17 protein-coding genes and 2 pseudogenes are annotated in these 19,379 nt (G+C 39.7%); 5 read left to right on the top strand and 14 right to left on the bottom strand.

The features are described from left to right. Window positions 1-46 precede the first annotated feature (46 nt). A pseudogene (locus ACEWFH_RS21695) lies at window positions 47-1,569 on the top strand (multicopper oxidase family protein). A gap of 70 nt (window positions 1,570-1,639) precedes the next feature. On the opposite strand, the gene ACEWFH_RS21700 reads toward ACEWFH_RS21695, so the two are convergent. The 14 genes and pseudogenes from ACEWFH_RS21700 to ACEWFH_RS21765 all read right to left on the bottom strand — a co-directional run bounded on the left by ACEWFH_RS21700 (window position 1,640) and on the right by ACEWFH_RS21765 (window position 17,464). Continuing rightward, complete coding sequence (locus tag ACEWFH_RS21700; RefSeq protein ID WP_473725644.1) at window positions 1,640-2,035, bottom strand: VOC family protein; 396 nt, start codon at window positions 2,033-2,035, stop codon at window positions 1,640-1,642. A 138-nt stretch (window positions 2,036-2,173) separates the two neighbouring features. After that, window positions 2,174-3,411, bottom strand: a pseudogene (gene sstT / locus ACEWFH_RS21705) (serine/threonine transporter SstT). A 320-nt stretch (window positions 3,412-3,731) separates the two neighbouring features. Next, window positions 3,732-5,399 carry a M4 family metallopeptidase gene (locus tag ACEWFH_RS21710; RefSeq protein WP_473725645.1) on the bottom strand — a complete coding sequence of 556 codons (1,668 nt, stop codon included), beginning with the start codon at window positions 5,397-5,399 and terminating at the stop codon, window positions 3,732-3,734. A 357-nt stretch (window positions 5,400-5,756) separates the two neighbouring features. Next, on the bottom strand, window positions 5,757-6,425 hold the full coding sequence (locus ACEWFH_RS21715) for a Type 1 glutamine amidotransferase-like domain-containing protein (RefSeq protein ID WP_473725646.1): 669 nt from the start codon (window positions 6,423-6,425) through the stop codon (window positions 5,757-5,759). Window positions 6,426-6,617: 192 nt separating this feature from the next. Further along, complete coding sequence (locus ACEWFH_RS21720; RefSeq protein ID WP_473725647.1) at window positions 6,618-7,574, bottom strand: tRNA dihydrouridine synthase; 957 nt, start codon at window positions 7,572-7,574, stop codon at window positions 6,618-6,620. A 403-nt stretch (window positions 7,575-7,977) separates the two neighbouring features. Beyond that, window positions 7,978-8,907 (bottom strand): hypothetical protein, encoded by a 930-nt coding sequence (locus ACEWFH_RS21725; RefSeq protein WP_473725648.1) that lies wholly within the window; start codon window positions 8,905-8,907, stop codon window positions 7,978-7,980. A gap of 550 nt (window positions 8,908-9,457) precedes the next feature. Continuing rightward, window positions 9,458-10,291 carry an MBOAT family O-acyltransferase gene (locus ACEWFH_RS21730; protein WP_473725649.1) on the bottom strand — a complete coding sequence of 278 codons (834 nt, stop codon included), beginning with the start codon at window positions 10,289-10,291 and terminating at the stop codon, window positions 9,458-9,460. A 358-nt stretch (window positions 10,292-10,649) separates the two neighbouring features. Next, window positions 10,650-11,936, bottom strand: a complete 1,287-nt coding sequence (locus ACEWFH_RS21735) for an AMP-binding protein (RefSeq protein ID WP_473725650.1) — start codon at window positions 11,934-11,936, stop codon at window positions 10,650-10,652. Then, window positions 11,929-12,177, bottom strand: coding sequence for an acyl carrier protein (locus ACEWFH_RS21740; RefSeq protein ID WP_473725651.1), 249 nt, complete (start codon window positions 12,175-12,177; stop codon window positions 11,929-11,931). The genes ACEWFH_RS21735 and ACEWFH_RS21740 overlap by 8 nt, the downstream gene beginning before the upstream one ends. 524 nt (window positions 12,178-12,701) lie before the next feature. After that, the gene (locus ACEWFH_RS21745; protein WP_473725652.1) at window positions 12,702-12,899 is read right to left on the bottom strand and encodes a hypothetical protein; all 198 of its coding nucleotides are present in this window, start codon (window positions 12,897-12,899) and stop codon (window positions 12,702-12,704) included. A 30-nt stretch (window positions 12,900-12,929) separates the two neighbouring features. Then, window positions 12,930-14,306 carry a 23S rRNA (uracil(1939)-C(5))-methyltransferase RlmD gene (rlmD, locus tag ACEWFH_RS21750; RefSeq protein WP_473725653.1) on the bottom strand — a complete coding sequence of 459 codons (1,377 nt, stop codon included), beginning with the start codon at window positions 14,304-14,306 and terminating at the stop codon, window positions 12,930-12,932. A 121-nt stretch (window positions 14,307-14,427) separates the two neighbouring features. After that, window positions 14,428-15,753 carry a S8 family serine peptidase gene (locus ACEWFH_RS21755; protein WP_473725654.1) on the bottom strand — a complete coding sequence of 442 codons (1,326 nt, stop codon included), beginning with the start codon at window positions 15,751-15,753 and terminating at the stop codon, window positions 14,428-14,430. 105 nt (window positions 15,754-15,858) lie between these two features. Next, on the bottom strand, window positions 15,859-16,488 hold the full coding sequence (locus tag ACEWFH_RS21760) for a class I SAM-dependent methyltransferase (RefSeq protein ID WP_473725655.1): 630 nt from the start codon (window positions 16,486-16,488) through the stop codon (window positions 15,859-15,861). Between the two features lie 67 nt (window positions 16,489-16,555). Further along, the gene (locus ACEWFH_RS21765) at window positions 16,556-17,464 is read right to left on the bottom strand and encodes a diacylglycerol kinase (RefSeq protein WP_473725656.1); all 909 of its coding nucleotides are present in this window, start codon (window positions 17,462-17,464) and stop codon (window positions 16,556-16,558) included. A 285-nt stretch (window positions 17,465-17,749) separates the two neighbouring features. On the opposite strand from ACEWFH_RS21765, the gene ACEWFH_RS21770 reads away from it, so the two are divergent. From ACEWFH_RS21770 to ACEWFH_RS21785, 4 genes are all read left to right on the top strand, one after another. Beyond that, window positions 17,750-18,241, top strand: a complete 492-nt coding sequence (locus tag ACEWFH_RS21770; protein WP_473725657.1) for a GNAT family N-acetyltransferase — start codon at window positions 17,750-17,752, stop codon at window positions 18,239-18,241. 55 nt (window positions 18,242-18,296) lie between these two features. Further along, window positions 18,297-18,503, top strand: a complete 207-nt coding sequence (locus ACEWFH_RS21775) for a hypothetical protein (RefSeq protein WP_473725658.1) — start codon at window positions 18,297-18,299, stop codon at window positions 18,501-18,503. Window positions 18,504-18,569: 66 nt separating this feature from the next. Then, entirely contained in the window at window positions 18,570-18,989 is a 420-nt protein-coding gene (locus ACEWFH_RS21780; RefSeq protein WP_473725659.1) for a hypothetical protein, read from the top strand. Between the two features lie 9 nt (window positions 18,990-18,998). Beyond that, window positions 18,999-19,370 (top strand): CPBP family glutamic-type intramembrane protease, encoded by a 372-nt coding sequence (locus ACEWFH_RS21785; RefSeq protein ID WP_473727394.1) that lies wholly within the window; start codon window positions 18,999-19,001, stop codon window positions 19,368-19,370. Window positions 19,371-19,379 lie beyond the last annotated feature (9 nt).

Genomic DNA, 19,379 nt, shown 5'->3' on the forward strand with positions numbered 1-19,379 from the left:
ATTAATGATAAAGAGATACAACTTGTTAATAAGGAGATTGAAATGTTTGGAAATAGAAAAATTTGTTGACTCCTTCCGATTCCCTCGATTATTAAACCATCTGGGACTTATAAAGGAAAGCCATTTTATGAAGTACGTATGATTGAAACACTGCACAAGTTTCATAGAGACATACCTATAACGAGGGTATGGGGCTATAATGGGCTAGTACCTGGACCAACGTTCGAGGCTGAAAGGTATCATCCCATATATGTAAGGTGGACAAACAATTTACCGCTAAAACATTTTTTACCGGTTGATAAAACGATTCACGGGGCCCATCACAACCCAGAAGTACGAACGGTTGTGCACCTGCATGGAAGCCCATCAGAACCAGAGAGCGATGGTTATCCGGAAGCATGGTTTACGAGAAACTTTAGACAAACTGGACCTAACTTTGTCAAACAGATCTACCATTATACGAACCAAGATCGAGCAGCTGGTCTTTGGTATCATGATCATGCACTCGGAATTACCCGCTTAAATGTTTATGCAGGACTTGCAGGTCTCTATTTCGTTCGGGATAAAGAAGAAAGATCACTTTCGCTTCCAAAAGGTAAATTTGAAATACCACTTGTCGTTCAAGATAGATCTTTCAATCCAGACGGTTCTCTCTTCTATCCAGCCCAGCCTGAAAACCCTTCTCCTAAATTACCTTATCCTTCTATTGTTCCGTCGTTTTTAGGTAATACCATTACCGTTAACGGAAAAGTATGGCCATTTTTAAATGTGGAACCCCGCAAATACAGATTTCGTTTATTAAACGCTTCAAATACAAGAACATATAAATTTCAATTTAACGATCTTCGTTCATTCTATTTAATCGGAACAGATGGCGGTCTTCTCGAAAAGCCGATTAAAGTCGAAAGTTTAGATGTTTCACCAGCCGAACGCATTGATATCGTAGTTGATTTCTCAAAACAAGCGGGGAGAAATATAATCTTACAAGACGGATTCGAATTAGAAAATCCAACTGGCGATATTATGGAATTCAGAGTAACTAAACCTCTATCATATCCTGATCACAGCAGAGTACCTTTGCATTTAAGCACCATTTGTCCCCTTCCATTAGATAAAGTAAGAAAAGTAAGGCGATTAACATTAAATGACTCACAAGATGAATTTGGACGTCTTATGCTTTTATTTGATGATAAAACATGGATGGACCCGCCGACAGAAACACCACTACTTGATTCAATTGAAATATGGGAGATCGTGAATAATACCCCTGGAATCCATCCAATTCATATACACCTTGTAAATTTTCAAGTCCTTGATCGCTATGATCAGAATGGAATGCTCTTACCTCCACTCCCTGCTGATTTCGGTCTAAAAGATACCGTTCTTATCGCAGGCGGAGAAACCGTTCGCATCATCATGAAATTCCAGCCATTTTCCGGAGATTATGTTTGGCACTGTCACCGTTTAGAACACGAAGATCATGACATGATGAGACCGTTAAAAATCATACCTTGCCATTCTTCCAACTCTTCTGATCCATTCGATCAAGACGAACACCATTCTGACTAATAATTGATGAAACATAAAAAGGCAACTACCCAAACGTTCAACGGGCAGTTGCCTTTTTACTCATTCTTTTCTATTTCGCATTCTTATCAGGTTGATGAATACCGAAAATATTGCCTTCTGTATCTACGTAGTATCCTTGCCATGCCATACCAGGAAGAGCGTGTTTTGGCATTGCCACCCTGCCGCCATTCTCCAGAATTTTTGCCTCTGTTTCGTCATAACTTGCAACGCCCATCGTACAAGCAAATCCATTCAAAGCTTGATTCGGTTCAGGCGGCGGTCCCTGCCGCTTCATCAAAGCTCCGTTGATTCCCATTTCTTTATCGTCCCCAGTCACTGCACCGAAGTAAGGCATTCCGGCATATTCACTCCAATCTTGAAACGACCAGCCAAACACCTCTCCATAAAACTTCATTGCCCGCTCCATGTCATCCACATGAATCTCAAAATGCACTAATCTGCCCATGAGTAACCTCCTGATATTTATAATAAAACCACTTATGTCATTCCATACACTTCGTCATAATACCTTTTAACCAAGAAAATTACGCCAACAAAAAAGCACCATCCACGCTTAAACAACGTTTCAGGTGCCATCTATCTATTATGCTGCTTTTTGAATGTTAATTTCTTTTCCTTCTTTACGCCATTCTTTGTACTCAGCTGCTGCTGTAAAGAGTACGTCTGTTGATGAATTTAGTGCTGTTTCAAAAGAATCTTGTAGAACACCGATGATAAAGCCTACACCAACTACTTGCATCGCTACATCACCTGGAATACCAAACAGACTACATGCTAGAGGAATCAATAACAATGATCCGCCAGCAACCCCTGAAGCACCACAAGCACATATCGCGGATAGGACACTTAGAAGAATAGCAGTACCAAGATCAACTTGAATATTTAGTGTATGAACCGCTGCAAGTGTCAAAACAGAAATGGTAACTGCAGCACCCGCCATGTTGATCGTCGCTCCTAATGGGATGGATACAGAGTAATTATCCTTGTCCAAACCAAGCTTCTCACATAACTTCATGTTTACAGGAATATTGGAAGCTGAGCTGCGTGTGAAGAATGCTGTTATTCCGCTTTCCTTCAAGCACTTGAAAACAAGCGGATAAGGATTTTGCTTAATGGATAGGAACACAATGATTGGATTGACAACTAATGCTACGAAAGCCATACAACCAATCAATAATCCAAGTAATTTACCATAACTTAATAACGAATCTATTCCGTTTGCGGTAATTGATTCAAACACCAACCCCATAATTCCAAGTGGAGCAAACTTAATCACCCATGTAACGATTTTTGATACAGCATCTGAAACATTAGAGATCATTGTTTTTGTTGTTTCCTGTGCACTTCTTAAAGCAAGTCCTAAAAGTACTGCCCATGCCAAGATACCGATATAGTTCGCGTTAACTAAAGCGTTGAATGGATTATCAACAACGTTCATCAGCAACGTTTTGAGTACTTCTACAACACCACCAGGAGGAGTTACACCTTCTGCTCCTTTCCAAGGGTCAAACCTACAGGAAAGATAAAACTTGCAAGAACGGCTGTTAATCCTGCCAGAAATGTTCCTATAAGATATAAAAAGATAATTGATTTCATGTTCGTCTGATGGCCCGCCTTATGTTGAGCGATTGCCGACATAACCAAGAATAATACCAAAACAGGCGCGATTGCTTTTAAAGCACCTACAAATAATGAGCCAAAAATAACAACAGGTTTTGCTGCTTGCGGAATCGTCACAGCTAGGATAATACCAACAATCAATCCTATAATAATTTGTTTAACAAGACTTAACTGATTCCACTTTTTCAGTATACTTTTCATAGATGTCATCACCAATCTAGTTAGAATTGTAAAGCTGTTAATCTGAATAAACCTGTAGCAAAGTATGTCACCACCAAGTAGGATAATTGATGCACGACTAATGCATTCCACCCGGTAAAGACAATTGTCTTTCTAATAAATAGTATTATAGTGAGTATTTCGACGGATTACAATCGATTTTAAAAAAGTTGTAATTATTTGAATATTTAATAAGAATTAGTTTATTTAAAACTAATAAAAACACCTCAGGAATTATTCTTGAGGTGTTTCCATAAATACTCATTGTCTAACGATTTTTGAATTTCGAATTTGACGCATTTTTAGTAAATTCCAACCGCATCAAATCCAGCCTTAACTGAGACCTCTTCTGCACTTCCTGTTCCATAGAGATCAGTTGCAGATTGTACGATTGCTTGTCGCGCCTCGCTAAAATTTGAATTTGAAGTTAAATAAACAGATAGGGCACGATAGTAGATCTTCCCTAATTTTTCTCTTCCAAGTTCCTGACCAATTAGATATGCAGCATGGTTAGTAATTGAGGAGTTTACATGAACACCGCCGTTATCTACTGAAAGCGGCATGTTATAGTATTCATCCATGTGAGCCGGATAGACGCCGCTGCCATACGCAGCTCTTTGCGGATTGCTGACAACAACACTATTCGGATCGCTTAAGCTGCGCAACCTTGTTACACCATCCGCTTTTGCAGCCGGTGCCATGATGTCTTCACCCATTTCCCAATCACTATCGTCAACGAGCGCACCAAAGACGTCAGCAAATGATTCGTTCAATGCACCAGATTGATTACGATAGGCTAAATTTGCAGTGTGAGAGATGACACCATGAGTCATTTCATGGGCTGCAACGTCAAGACCCGCTGATAGCGGAATGAAGAACTCACCGTCTCCATCTCCATATGCCATATAACGCCCATTCCAGAAGGCATTATTATAATCTACGCCCATGTGTACATAAGAATTAATAGCCATTCCTTCTCCATCCAGAGAATTACGACCATGTTCATTTAGAAAATAATCATAAACCTTCTCAGAATTATAGTGTGCATCAACAGCCGCTCGATCATAGTCGCTAATAAAGGAAGCAGAATTCCCTGTATATATCTTGTCATTTCTTGAATCCCAATCACTAGTAGCATCATACGTGAAGATTCCTTCAAGATTTTCATGAGAATAATCAGCCAAAGCAAACTTTGTACCAGAATTCTCTTCCTTCACGCGGGTGATATGTAATTCTCTGTGCTCTCCGTGTACACCTTTTCCAGAACCTGTTTGGGTTTTATGTTCTTCGGCATGCATGAGACCATTAAATTGATCGATTACTTGTCCTGTCTTTGCATCCACGTACACAAACCAGTTTCCAGGCTTTTCGCCCATAAAGTTAACATTTATTTTATAAGCGGTATGATTTTTCTTTTCAAAAGGATAGACGACGAGCTCAGCAGTTGGTTCATATGTTAGTTCTTTAGGGGCATCGACAGAAGATAGAGCCGCTTGAAGTGCAGCATTACTGCTTATTGATGCATTCGTATCCACTGCATCATTGGCAAGAGTCTGATTAGTCCTTCCATTCACTGACACTATTTCATCGTTTTTATTAAAATGAACAATTACTTCTGATCCCTCTACAGGAACTCCATTGACGGCTTGTGTAAAACGGACATGAGTCATCCCTAGTTCATCTTTATGTACGTTTTTCACTTTTAACTGTTGATCCGGATTATTAATTCCGGTTTTCTCTTGGTGTTTCTTCAAATACGTTAAAGCATTTGTTGAACTGCTAGAAGAGTATTTCTCTGCATTGCGCTCCTTCACAAATAAAGGTACACTTGCTTTTTCATTCCACTCCTTAGAAGCTTGTACACTAATAATCTCATTTGAATTAACAGGCTGGGCAAAAACATGAACTGGAATAGAACCTACCAACAACGCTGACGACAGAAGTACAGGTGCAATAAGCTTTTTCTTCACTAAATAATACCTCCCATTAATTGGATAACTTTCATTATAAAGTAGAAGAAAAAGTTTTGAATGAATAATAAGAATTATCTTAATTTTACAATAATAATTGAAGGAGTTGTTAATCTGAGATTTGTATAGGTAGAATATACCAACTGGGTAAAAGGGAGACGTTTTAAAATGAACGATAATACGTGATCTTCCACTAGCCTTTAATCACAAAAAAGAAAGAGTTAGCAGGTTTCCTCCCCGCTTTCTCCTTCTCGATCATGTAAATCTTTATTATGCTTCGGTTTTAGAAAGTGGAAATTATGAGCTGCATTACTTTAGAACTAACTTTGCTTCTTAACTTCTAGCAGCAAAAGAATATTAAGGTGAAAACAGTTTCCAATGCCCTTCGGAGATAACTTCAACTTCTCCATCGATCACCTTGATGGCTGTATCATCATCGATGGCATACGCTGGTCCCTCCATCTCGGCGGACCATTGCTCTGCGGCTGCCATGGTGTTGTGTGGCAGCATCTCATGATCTACATGAGGAAACATTGCAAAATCGACCAGCCCAAGCGTTTTATCCTCACCGTTTGGTGGAGTCCAGCCAACGAAGAACTCTCCGATTTTAGGTGCCATCACCATGCTCCCGGCGCTCATTCCCACATACACTGCCCGAAGCGACGGCAAGAGGTCTGCCAGCCCGGACTGTTGCATCCAGTGGTACAAATAAAGAGCGTCGCCGCCCGATACTAACAGAACGTCCGTCTCGCGGACTAGTGGCACCCAGCGATCTTTGTCGATGCTTGGCAGTGCTGTGAGCTCCAGCACACCGACGGACTTCCACCCTAGATTAACCATGGGATTCTCTGAATTGCCGCTAATGAACTCCCAGGTTCTGACGCCGGGGCCGACCCAAGGGTGTCCGTACATCGCAGTAGGGATGCACAGTGCGGTGGAATCGGCGATCGGCTTATCCAGCATGTCAACCATCGCGTCGTGTATGCTTTTGTTATTGACTCCTGCAGACGTGAGCAACAATTTCATTACGTAACTCCTCCTTGCTTTTACAAATCTGATTGTATATTTTATTCTGCAAGGGCTACTGGCTTCCTCCATTCACATACTTTTTAGTCATTTCTAGTAATAACGTGAAAAATAAAAAAACAAAAAACAGTATGTAACCCATGAGGTTTCATACTGTTCTTCACTGTGTTCTTTATATTCTTTAAATAGTTATTAATGATCTATGTTATCTAGCAACGCTCTCACTTCATCCGTTGATTTCGTATTCATCAACTGATTTCGCAATTCAGCAGCTCCAGGGAATCCTTTTACATAGATTTTGAAAAAACGATGAAGCCCTGTGATGGAACGAGGAACTTCTTCCGCGTATTGATCTTGAAGATCGAGCTGCAGTCTTAACAGATCAAGATATTCTTTACTGCTGTGCTCTCTTGGCTCTTTTTCAAATGCAAAAGGATTTTTAAAGATTCCACGCCCAATCATTACGCCATCTATCCCATATTTTTCAGCAAGCTCCAACCCAACTTGACGGTCAGGAATGTCTCCGTTGATGGTTAACAGCGTATCTGGTGCGATTCGGTCACGCAGCTTTTTAATTTCAGGAATAAGCTCCCAATGGGCATCTACAAGACTCATTTCCTCTCTGGTGCGTAAATGGATAGAAAGGTTCGCAATATCCTGCTCTAAAATATGTGTAAGCCAAGCTTCCCACTCATCAATCTCTTTAAAACCAAGTCGGGTTTTTACGCTAACAGGCAGTCCGCCAGCTTTAGCCGCCTGAATCAGTTCTGCCGCTACTTCAGGACGCAGAATAAGGCCGCTTCCTTTTCCTCTTTGTGCGACATTCGGCACAGGGCAGCCCATATTAATATCAATTCCCTTAAATCCCATCTTTTTCATACCAATACTCATTTGACGGAAATATTCTGGATTATCGCCCCAAATATGTGCCACCATCGGCTGTTCATCCTCGGTAAAAGTTAAACGACCTCGGACACTTTTCAACCCTTCAGGATGACAATAGCTATCCGAGTTTGTAAACTCTGTGAAAAACACATCTGGCCGGCCAGCTTTACTTACGACATGACGAAAAACAACATCTGTCACATCTTCCATTGGTGCAAGTACAAAGAACGGACGCGGTAAATCACGCCAAAAATTATCTATCATTGATGCTCAAATCCTCTCACTATAGTGAAACTTCAAAATCCCGGTAAAATAAATATTCTTTTACACTTATATCATGACTGCTAACTGAATTTCAATCACTGTACAATTTATAATTTATGGAAAATGAAGAGCCTCATTCAACAAGGAATAAGGCTCTTAGAGTCATGAAGGTATAGTTTTGCATAAAAAATCATTGTTGACGCGAACCACGACGAGTTAATGGATTTTAGGAATAGTGTCCAAGGAAAAAGATTTAAATCTACATGACGTCCATTTGGCCCTGCACTTCTCAACTGCAGGTCTTCTCCTTTATCACCAATTACAGAATTATTAAATGCTTTCATGTATGATTTAACTCTAAATAATTTGGTAATTTAAATCTTTCATAAATAGCCCATTCTCTTCAGTTCCTCGTATACGATCCAAGAATACTTTTTCTTCCTTCTCTGTTTAAATGATCGGGATCAATAAAATATTCTTTTTTGTCTACGAATCTTTGATCACTCATATAATTTAATAATGGAACATCTAAATTAAGAGCTTCTAAATGCTGAAAAACAAGTCTATTCATTACGTTTTCATCGAAATATTCTAGGTAAGACTGATGAACTGGCTCGACGGTCAATACTACTTGGTAGCCTTTCTCCCTGCAAAAATCTATAATTTCTCTTAACTGCTTTACATTTGGTTCAATGTTATTGTTTTCTTCGGCTTCTCGGTACTGGTCTTCTATTTTCTTATACTTTCTTCCCGAATAATTTTTACCGTTATTTGCCCAAGGTTGATGAGAATTCCATCTTAAGTCTTTTAGTTTACCCGTGATTGCAGAGCTAAGACTCGCAGTATTTGTTCCAGGTAAGTACGAGTAAGTGTAATAATCAATCAAATTATACGGTTCAATATCACTTCGATCCAAAACTCTATAATAATTCCCAATGTTCTTATCCTCAGAATTGGCAAAAGTCATTTGAGAGATGGAAACGAGAACTACACCACCAGGTTTAAGATGCTCACCATACTCTTTCAACAATTTAGAGTCGTATTGAATGGTTTGAGAAGGAAGCGCTAAGTCCAGATGGGACAAACCAGTGGGCTTAAAATAATAACCATACATCGAATGAGATGCACCTAGATTGATGATATCAACAGGATGTGGTTCTTTCTTAAATGCCAGTATGTCATGATCAATATTGTAATCATATGAATCCTTAACAAATTGATTGATAGGCATAAAAAGCAGGATAACAACACCGATGATAATTGTTAACTTGATGAATAAACGTACCATAGCAAATCCTTTCAACACCGTGTTTCTTTTACCATAATTGCTCACCTAAACTCCACATGGAAGTTGTTGTATCAAAATCCACCATAAACAAATCCATTACCTGTAACACCTAATACAAGAACTGAAAAAATAAGAAAAATATAAAATGCCAATCTAGTAAATGTGGAGCGCTTTGATAGAAATTCCCATGTTGAACCATTATTTCTTTCTATATATTGAAACAGTTGTAGAATAATAAAGAAAAAAATGAAAAGTAGTAGATCAAATAACGGAAAAATTTCAAAAGCTTTAATCATTCCCACCGGGTTCCAAGAGCTGATGCTTAAGAAAAGTTTTGCATGATCAAATGCTTGTGCTACGGTATCCGATCGAAAAAAAACTCTGGAAAAGCAGACTAAAAAGAAAGTTATTGCAATTTTCAACCACCTATGGAGCACTGGACTTCTATCCAATCGAATAAAGGAAGCCATGCGCTCCCGATACAATTTGGTAGCATCTCCAAACACTCGATAAAATCCATGAATGAGGCCCCATATAACAAACGTCCAAGCGGCTCCGTGCCAAATGCCGCTTACTAAAAAGGTAATCACAATCGCTAAATAAATTTGGCTTCTCTTCTTTTCCCCTTACATAACGGGAAAAAAATGTAGTCCCTAAGCCATGTTGAGAGCGTTATATGCCATCTGCTCCAAAAATCTGCAATCGAAACGGCAAAGTGCGGCTGCTTAAAGTTTTCAGTCAGCTTTATCCCGAGCATTCTTGCACTACCGATGGCAATGTCACTGCACGCTGAAAAATCAGCGTACAACTGGATCGAGAACAAAATAGTAGCGAGTACGATTTGTGAGCCAGTCGGGTCAGGGCTGTCGTATACACTAGCAACGATTGGAGCTAGTCGATCTGCAATTAAAGTCTTCTTAAAAAAACCCCATGCAATTCGCTTCATCCCATAGACGAGATTTTCATATTGTAAACTCTGTTCGACTTTCAATTGTGGAATTAATTTTTTGGCACGTTCAATCGGCCCAGCAACCAGTTGTGGAAAAAATGCAAAATATACCGAAAAATAACCGTAATGTCTTTCCGCTTTTTGCTTTCCATAGTAAATATCCACAAGATAACTTACAGCCTGAAATGTATAAAATGAAATGGCTAATGGCAGAACAATCTCTTGATATGGTATGGTATAATCCATACCCATGACTGTTGCCAACGACCGAAGCGACTCATTCACAAAATTAAAATATTTAAACCAACCCAGAAAAAACAACAATACAGAAATGCCCACGAACATGGCTTTTTTCTTCTGTTTTTTTGTCTCCTGTTTTTCAATTAGAATTCCAGTAAAATAAGTAAAAGCTGTGCTTGTTAATAGTAATAGTATAAATTGAATACTTAAACTAGCGTAAAAAACGTAACTTGCAACCAATAAAAGAACCCATCTCAATCGATGGGGGATTAAATAGTTCAAAAAAACGGTTATTGCGAGAAATAGAAGAAACTCAATAGATATAAAAGTCATCCGATCACCTGATAATAAATCAACTTGTAATTTTTCTGACGCTTAAAAACCAGTTATATATACTAGTGTAAATTGTTACTCCAATTTTCCACCTAGAATGTGGTAGGTTTTAGATATCAGTAATTATGGTTATGTTATGTGTATCTCCGCGCCTTTAATTATCCATGTTTAGGAAGGTCTGAATAGAGGATTTTCCCATAATGATTACGTGGAATTTCCGCTATTCTCATAATCTTAAAGCCCTTTAAGTTTAATTTTTCCTTGACTATTTTTTTATCTGAACATAATCATCTCTTAATGTGTAGATATACATTTGGTCATCCGTTCCAGTACAGATACAATCGTGGCCATGCTCATGTAAAAACGATTCTAAATCATCAAGGCTGATGCGGTTTCCATAGACCTTAATCATTCTTTTGATGCGTCCCGATATAAAGAAATACCCACCCTCATCAAAGTAAGCCATATCTCCTGTACGCAAAACACCGTTATTCTCATCCTTTTTCGAAAGATCGAATAACGACTCAGCATACCCTAAGGAAACATTTGGTCCTTTGTATATCAATTCACCTATCAAATGAGGTGATGTAATTTTGTTTCCCTTGTCATCTTGAAGGATCAGCTCTCCACCTGGAATAGCGACACCAATACTTCCAGCTTTTTTAATGTTTTTTTCATAGGGTAAATAGGACATCCGCGCTGTCGCCTCAGTTTGACCGTACATTGTAAAAAACTGAATCCCTTTCTGATTACACACATTAGCAAATTTGAGCGATAGAGTTTCGCTCAATTTGCCACCTGCTTGAGTTAGTTTTTTTAAACTTGGCAGATTAAGCTCTTCAAACTTCATCCTGTCAAGCATCTCATACACAAAAGGAACTCCACCAAATGTTGTGATCTGTTGTTCCTTACATAAATCCCAAAACTCCTTACTCATGATAGAAGCCCCCGTTACAACGACGGTGGCTCCACAAATGAAATGGCTGTTAATAATAGAAAGCCCGTAGGAGTAATTCATTGGTAGTGTTGTGATCGGTTTTTCGTTTTCATGGATATCAAGGTACTTTGCAATTGATTTAGCGTTTTCAAAAATATTTTCATAGCTTAAACGAACAAATTTAGGGCTCCCCGTACTTCCAGAGGTTGTTAAGAGGAGGGCAAGGTGTTCATGAAGATTATGTTGAAAATTGGTCGGACATTTATATAATGAGTAATCTCCATATACAAATGAACGATCCATTGTATTTAAAAGATCTTGATTATTACTACTTGCCCAGATGTATGCAGGCTTATAAAGATGAATCATTCTGCGTAACCGATCTATATGAATGGATGCATCCAAAAGTACGGGGACAACGCCACCTCTAATAAAGCCAACATAGCCAAATAAAGACTCTTTATTATTTGAACACAGACAAAAAACGAGCGTTCTTTCACCCGCATTACCGCAGATCGTATCAGATATTTCTACCATTTCAGCGTAAGAATATTCACGATCAGCATATACAGCAGTACGGTTCCCAAACTGCTCCATTTTTTTGAAGCTATTCATTAATAAAGTCCACTCCCAAACGTTCCAACAGCTCAATTCCCGACTGGTAAGTATTAAATTCAGTCATCCACTCTGAATCTAATGAGACATCAAATACATCCTCAATCTCACAAATGAGCGCCATATGTGCAATTGAATCCCATTCTGCTGTTTCTCCTAATACTACATTCTCAACTACATCATCTTCCTCTAGTTCCAACACATTAATAAAAGCATTTCTATATTTTTCGATGTTTCTCATAATTTACACCCTTTCCATAATGACTGTCTCTGCATTTGGGGGAAGATACAGTTTCTATATATCTATCAATTTTCCAGTCTCTTCGGAGATTATGATTTTTCTGTCAAAGATACTAACATCAGCTTGACTTCTTAAGTAGTCAAAAAAGCACTCTAGCTTACAAAGAATTTTTTAAATAAAAGATATAATGGGCAACTTTACAACCACCACATCAAATCTTCATCGATACACAACTATTATTACATTTTCAAAATCTCTTATTGATAATAATTATCATTACCAATCATGATTCTAGCATATCGCCTTTTGAAAAACAACAACACTGGCAAACTGTTAAAATTAGGAACAAGTCCTTCTAAGTCACTTTTCTCGTCACCTGATATTAAACATTACTTTTTCAGTAAATTGAACGCCTCTTAGCAAGAAATCTTCACATCCACAGGCTGCCACTAAGGATACATAAAAAAACAGAAAACAAAAAAATAAAGTGAGCCCTCATGAAGGCTCACTCACTGATATTATCACTACTCATTTTCAATCAATCTTGCCACGTCTTTTCCGCACTGCTGACACTTTCCCTTCAAAACAATGCCAAAATTATCGTCCTTCACCGTAAAATTTTTAATCTCTACGGCATCCTTACAATTTGAACAGTAAACATTATTTTTAAGGCGGCTTCTTGTTTCTTTAGGAATAGATAGCCATTTTTTATTTGCATCCATATATCTACAACCTCTGCCATTATTTAATGATTATTTAAGCTCAAGCAGCGCGACAGCTTCAACGTGCGTCGTTTGCGGAAACATATCAACCGGCTGGACTTCTAGTGTCTTGAAGCCGCCGTCTTCTAGTACGCGCAGATCACGTGCCAGTGTTGCTGGATTGCAGCTTACATACACCACTCGCTTCGGTTTCATTTCAATAATTGTTTTTAATAACTCCTCGTCGCACCCTTTTCGCGGTGGATCGACGACGATTACATCTGGCGTGATGCCTTGTTTCTTCCACTCTGGAATCACGTCTTCTGATTTTCCAACAGCAAACTCAGCATTGGTGATGTTGTTTAGTTCTGCATTGCGGCGCGCATCTTCTATCGCTTCAGGAACAATTTCAACGCCATACACTTTCTTAGCTTGTTGAGCAAGGAATAGTGAGATTGTTCCGATTCCGCAATACGCATCAATGACGGTTTCGTCTCCGTTCAGGTCAGCGTATTTTAACGCTTGATCATAAAGCACTTTTGTTTGGTCAGGGTTGATCTGATAAAACGATCGAGCAGAGATGGCAAACTTGATGTCCCCGATAAAATCATAGATATATTCAGCACCCCAAAGCACTCTTGTTTCTTCACCAAAAATGACATTTGTACGTTTTGAATTTACGTTTTGTACAATTGATTTGATTTCAGGCAACGCTTCACGAATATCTTCAATAATCTTCTTACGCTGTGGCAGATCTTTACCGTTCGTTACGAGTACGATCATCAAATCGCCTGTCGTTTTTCCATATCGCCCGACGATATGGCGCAAAATGCCTTTATGTTTTTCTTCGTTATACGCACTGATGTTGTACTGATTCACGATTTCTTTTACCGCTTGAACCGCATCATCGTTCGTATCGCCTGTGATGATACAGCTATCCATCTCTACGATCTCGTGGCTACGCTTTTGGTAAAAACCTGTGATAATGTGGCCGTTGCGTTCACCAACTGGCACTTGCGCCTTGTTGCGATAACGCCACGGTTCATCTCCCATGCCTAGTGTTGGCAATACGGGTACTCCCTCCAGTTTTCCAATACGAATGAGCACATCTTCTACCTGCTTGCGTTTGTATTCTAACTGACCTTCGTAAGACAGATGCTGCAGCTGACAGCCTCCGCACCATTTGTAGATCGGGCATGGCGGTTCAACACGCTCAGGGCTCTCCTGGATCAACTCTTCTAATCGTCCAAAACCAAATCCTTTTTTCACCCCAACAACCTTAATCTTCGCACGCTCTCCAGGAAGAGTATTTGGCACAAACAAAGTAAACCCATTTACACGAGCTACACCCGCTCCCTCATGGGTTAAATCTACAATATCCACTTCATAACTCTCATTTTTATGAACAGGCAAATCAGCCTTTGTCATTTTCATCGTCCCTTTTTGTCCATTATGCTTTACTGATTGTAGCATAACTGTTAGTGGACACCAAATGGCAATATGTAAAAAAGAACAGACCTAGGGGAGTAGGTCTGTTCTTAGTATTTCCTTAGTTACCCGCTGCCTTTACCGCTTCATACGCGTTCACGTATCCTGCTCCAACTTCATGAAGCTTATATCCTGCCATCGGATCAGCAGTTGATTTCAACAATTGAAGCACTTGATCTGGCGTAAGGTTTGGATTGGCTTCAAACATTAAAGCCGCAACACCTGAAATATGAGGAGTCGCCATACTCGTACCGCTTGCTGTTGTGTAGCTCAACAAGTGTTCAGGTGCGATATAGTCTTTGTCTTGAACTGTTCCGAGACTGTTCATGACAAGACCTGTTTTTGATTTTGTTGAAACGATATCCACTCCTGGTGCTGTAATATCTGGGTGAAGCAGGTTATCGCCTTCTACTCCGCGAGATGAAAAGTCCGCAAGCTGCTTGTCCTTCGTACCTGCAGCTACAGATATGACCCAAGGTGCTGCTGAGTAAGGATTTAATGTGCTATCGTCTGGCCCTTCGTTACCGGCAGCAAACGTTACGACCATTCCAGCATCATGCGCCGCTTTACTTGCAACGTTGATTGGATCGTTCTCTGAGTAGTCGCCTGTTGTTCCCCAGCTGTTTGAGATGACATTAATTCCGTATTTCTCATGATTTTCTAACACATAGTTGAACGCTTCAAGTGCCCACAGTACATTGATTCCCTCTCCTGTACCTAGACCAACGAGCTTCGCATCAGGTGCGATTCCTTTGTATAATCCTTCACTCGCTGTTCCAAGTCCTGCAATCGTACCAGCAACATGCGTGCCATGGCCAGATGAAGTATCTGTGTTTTGAACATTTTCAAGATACAGAGGCTCGTTTGAGAACAGATCTCCTGCTAGGAACTTCACATTTTGTATAACCTTTTCTTCACCAAAAGGAAGATCAGCATGTGTTGCATCAATACCACTGTCAATGACAGCAACAGTAGTGCCTTTACCTGTGTACCCTAACTCTTCCCAAACACGTTCTGCTCCTATTAACTTTCGGCTATCTTTCATTAAAAAGTTCAAATCTTTGTTATAGTAGACCGATTTAGCATTCAAGCTACTTGATAAAAGAGAAGTTAACTCCAGCTTCGTTCCTTTTACAGCAACCATTGGAAGCTTGCTGAACGTTTTTGTTTCAAGGCCAAGATTTTTTAATGCTAATACATCACCCGAGCTTGGGAGCGTATCATACGTTACAACCGCTTCAACAAGCGCGTTTGACGTAAGATCGCCAAGTACTTTTGCAAGCTCTTTATCTACCTCTAAACCAGCAACGGCTTTGGCATTTTGCTGCGGTAAGAAAAATGCAGCAGCCAGCATCACCGTTAAACACATCGACAGAAATTTTTTCATGATCCAAACCCCTCCGCTTCCTAAATTATGAATTATTTTAATTTTCTAACATAATAAAGGATGAGACAATCCTGCAAAGGGATAAATTCAGTTAGTGTGAAAGGACTATACCGATATATCGTTAGTTGTATACTTTTCACCAGCCACTATGATCGTATACAACCCAAATACCGTTTGATACTTTTTATGTATTTCAATAGGCAGGTCATTTTTCATTTGATTAAAATCGCGGTTAATGTCGGTGCCAATTGCTGACGTGAGTAAGTTTAACCCTCTTCTAAGCAAGTTTGGCTTTTGATTGGATTCTATGAATTTATCAAATATTAAAAGTGCTCCTCCAGGCTTTAAATACTTCAAGCTTCTCTCTAGTACTTTTTCAGGACGCTCAACGACACTTAAGATTAAGTTTAAGACGATAACATTAAACTTTTTATTAGAAAAGTCCATCGTTTCTGCATTCATTTGCATCAGAGTTATATTTTGATGCCCCTTTTTCGTTTCAGCTACTTTCAACATATCAAGCGAGAGATCAATGCCTGTTACTACAGTTTCGTGTGGAAGGAACGGAAAATCCTCGCCTGTTCCAACCCCTACTAAAAGGAGTGAGTCTCCTCTGTTTACATCAATTTCTGAAAAAGCTTGCTGACGTGCTTTTCGAAACAAACGGTTTCCCATGAATACATCGTAAATTGGAGCAAGCACTTTATATTTAGTAACGTTTGAGCGGTTCTTCATCTTTATCCCCCATAAAAAAGAACACCTTCAGCTTCGCTTTGCCTTAGGTGTTTCTCTAGTCGCGTTTTTATTCTGGTTTGATTCGATCTTTAGGTACTAATAATTCAAAGTGATGGTGCAAGTTTTCAAACTCACCAGGCAAGATTCCGCCTAGTTCACCATCTAAGTTAATCTGCATCTTCTCGCGAGGCGTTACTTTAACACGCTTCGCTTTTTTATAGATCACGTGATCATCGTGAATGTGCTCGCCTCGAATCGCAAGGGATGCAATTCGGACAAACTCTGCCAAATTTGTTTTCTTTAAAATGATAACATCAAAAAGACCGTCATGGAATTCAGATGATGGTGCAAGCTTTTCAAAGCCCCCAACAGAATTTGTGTTTGCTACTAAGAAAAGCATGATCTCGCCTTCGTATTTCTCTTTGTCATCAAATTCAATCTCTACATATGTAGGACGAATCGATGGAAGCATCTCAATTCCTTTTAAGAAATAAGCCAGTTGTCCGATCATCGTTTTAAGCTTACTAGGAACTTCATATGTAAGCTCTGTAATTCGCCCTCCACCCGCGATGTTAATGAAGAACTTTTCATTCACTTTACCGATATCAACCGGCATATGAACGCCACCGCAAAGAACATCACAAGCTCCTTCAATGGTACGTGGCACGCCTACTGCACGCGCGAAGTCATTTGTTGTACCTGCTGGAATAATTCCAAGCATCGGACGTTGTTCAAGACCTGCCAGTCCGTTTACCACTTCATAGATTGTTCCGTCTCCACCGGCTGCGATTACGAGGTCAAATCCTCTTTCTCCCGCTAAGCGTGCTGCGCGTGTAGCGCATCCTTCTTCTGGTGTTGTGGCATGACAAGATGTTTCATAGCCTGCGTTCTCTAGTCTGTCGAGTATATATGGAAGCTGCTTTTTTACGGTTTCTCTTCCGGAACTTGGGTTATATATCAGTCTAGCTCTTTTCATATCTTTCACCTTCGTTATTTGACTTCTCTTAAACGTTTTAACCTATATCGGTTTTCTGTATAACCACAAAAAACAGCCCGTACATGGACTGCTTCTGCCGATTCCTCTTATATTATAGTAATACGTGTCTTAAATTGCAAAGAAGGAATATGCCAGTATGTGTTAAAATTGTGTCTAAATTGTAGGGGTCTGTCCCGGGTCTGTCCCAGGGACAGACCCGGGACAGACCCCTTTAAAGGATTTTGCCTCTCGATAGGGAAACTTCTATTTAGAGGAGAGTGTACGATGGAAAAAACCACGTTAGAAATTTCGCTATCAACCCCCGACGATTACGCAGGTCTGGTTGAAATAGATCATCTTGTTTGGAATGAACAGACAACACCCGCTCCTGATATCCGATGGGATTCACCTCAAGATTACGGACGGCAGTTTCCTGCAGGCAGCCAAATCGTTGCACGCTGCAGCGGAAGAGTGTGCGGCTATATCTTTTACAAAGATGTATTCTCGATCCCATCCAACCTGCATGTAGCAGACGTCGCGCTTGCTGTTCATCCCGATTTTCATGGACAGAACATTGGAACAGAACTTATGCTCGCTGTCGAACAATTTGCAAAAGATAACGGTAAAACAAAGCTGTCACTGCGTGTTTTATCTACGAATGAAAAGGCAATACGCTTTTACAAAAAATGCGGCTATCAGGAGCAGGGACGACTTGTTGGAGAATTTTATTTGAACGGACAGTTTGTAGACGATTTGTTGCTTTATAAGCATATCTAGCTTATATATACATACGTTTACAACAGTACTTAAATTTTGTTCGGAGGTGTTTTAAATGATATGGCTTTATCTTTTTGCACCCCTTGGAGCTGTTCTTCTTCTAACCGCTATTGTTCATTGGAGAACGAAACAGCGATACAAAAGATATAACCTGAATTATGAAGCCGAACAGCATCTCAGCGATAACAACAAAATTAATAATGCAGCTGCCTGGAACGCTTCACAGCAAAATCACCATTCTGGCGGTAACGGGGGTTTGTAAAAGACGGGATTTCAGGATCCTGTCTTTTTTCACGGTTAACTTATTTTAATGAAAGAAGGTAGTTCGTTGAAACATTTTAAATTAGCTCTTTTTCTTGGTTTACTCGGCTTGATCGCAGGGGTATTTGTCGTTCCTTTTCAGATGGAAATGTTAAAAAATACGCTAGGTGAGGCAAAATACGAAGAGATCATCCAAGCAGCAGGCATTCCGCTGCCAGTCGGCATTGCACTAGCGACTCTACAAATCGGTGTGCTATCCACTATCTTAGGTTGGATTGGTTTAAAGCTTACGAAACGAACAGGGCTTTCACTACCGCTGCTCGGTACATGGATTCTTGAGAAAAAGAAACCTGTGCTGAATTACTCCGCTTTAAAAACTGCACTGATCGGCGGAGCTATTGGTGCTGCATTTATGGTTTTTACGGACTTGTTTCTTTTTCAGCCTCACCTTCCAAAACTCGGTTCAGGCGAAAGTGCAGAATGGTGAAAAGCAGCAATTGCTGGTGTCCTTTACGGAGGAATCGTTGAAGAAGTTTTTATGCGCCTATTTCTGATGACACTTATTGTTTGGCTATTATCTTTCATTTTTAAGAAAAATAGGGATGCTATTCCTTCGTCTTTTTATTGGATCGGAATCATCCTTGCCGCACTTATATTTTCTGCTGGTCATTTGCCTGCAACAGAAGGTTTATACGGAGAACTTACTTCACTCCTTATCGCACGTGCATTTATTTTAAACGGTATTCTAGCTTTACTTTTCGGTTACCTCTATTGGAAAAAAGGACTGGAGTACGCAATGATCGCACACATGATGGTCCATATTGTTACACAGTTAGCGTTGCTGCCTATCATCAAGCTATTTTCATAAGTATTTAAA

It is taken from the genome of Fictibacillus sp. EA-CB0309, assembly GCF_055814265.1.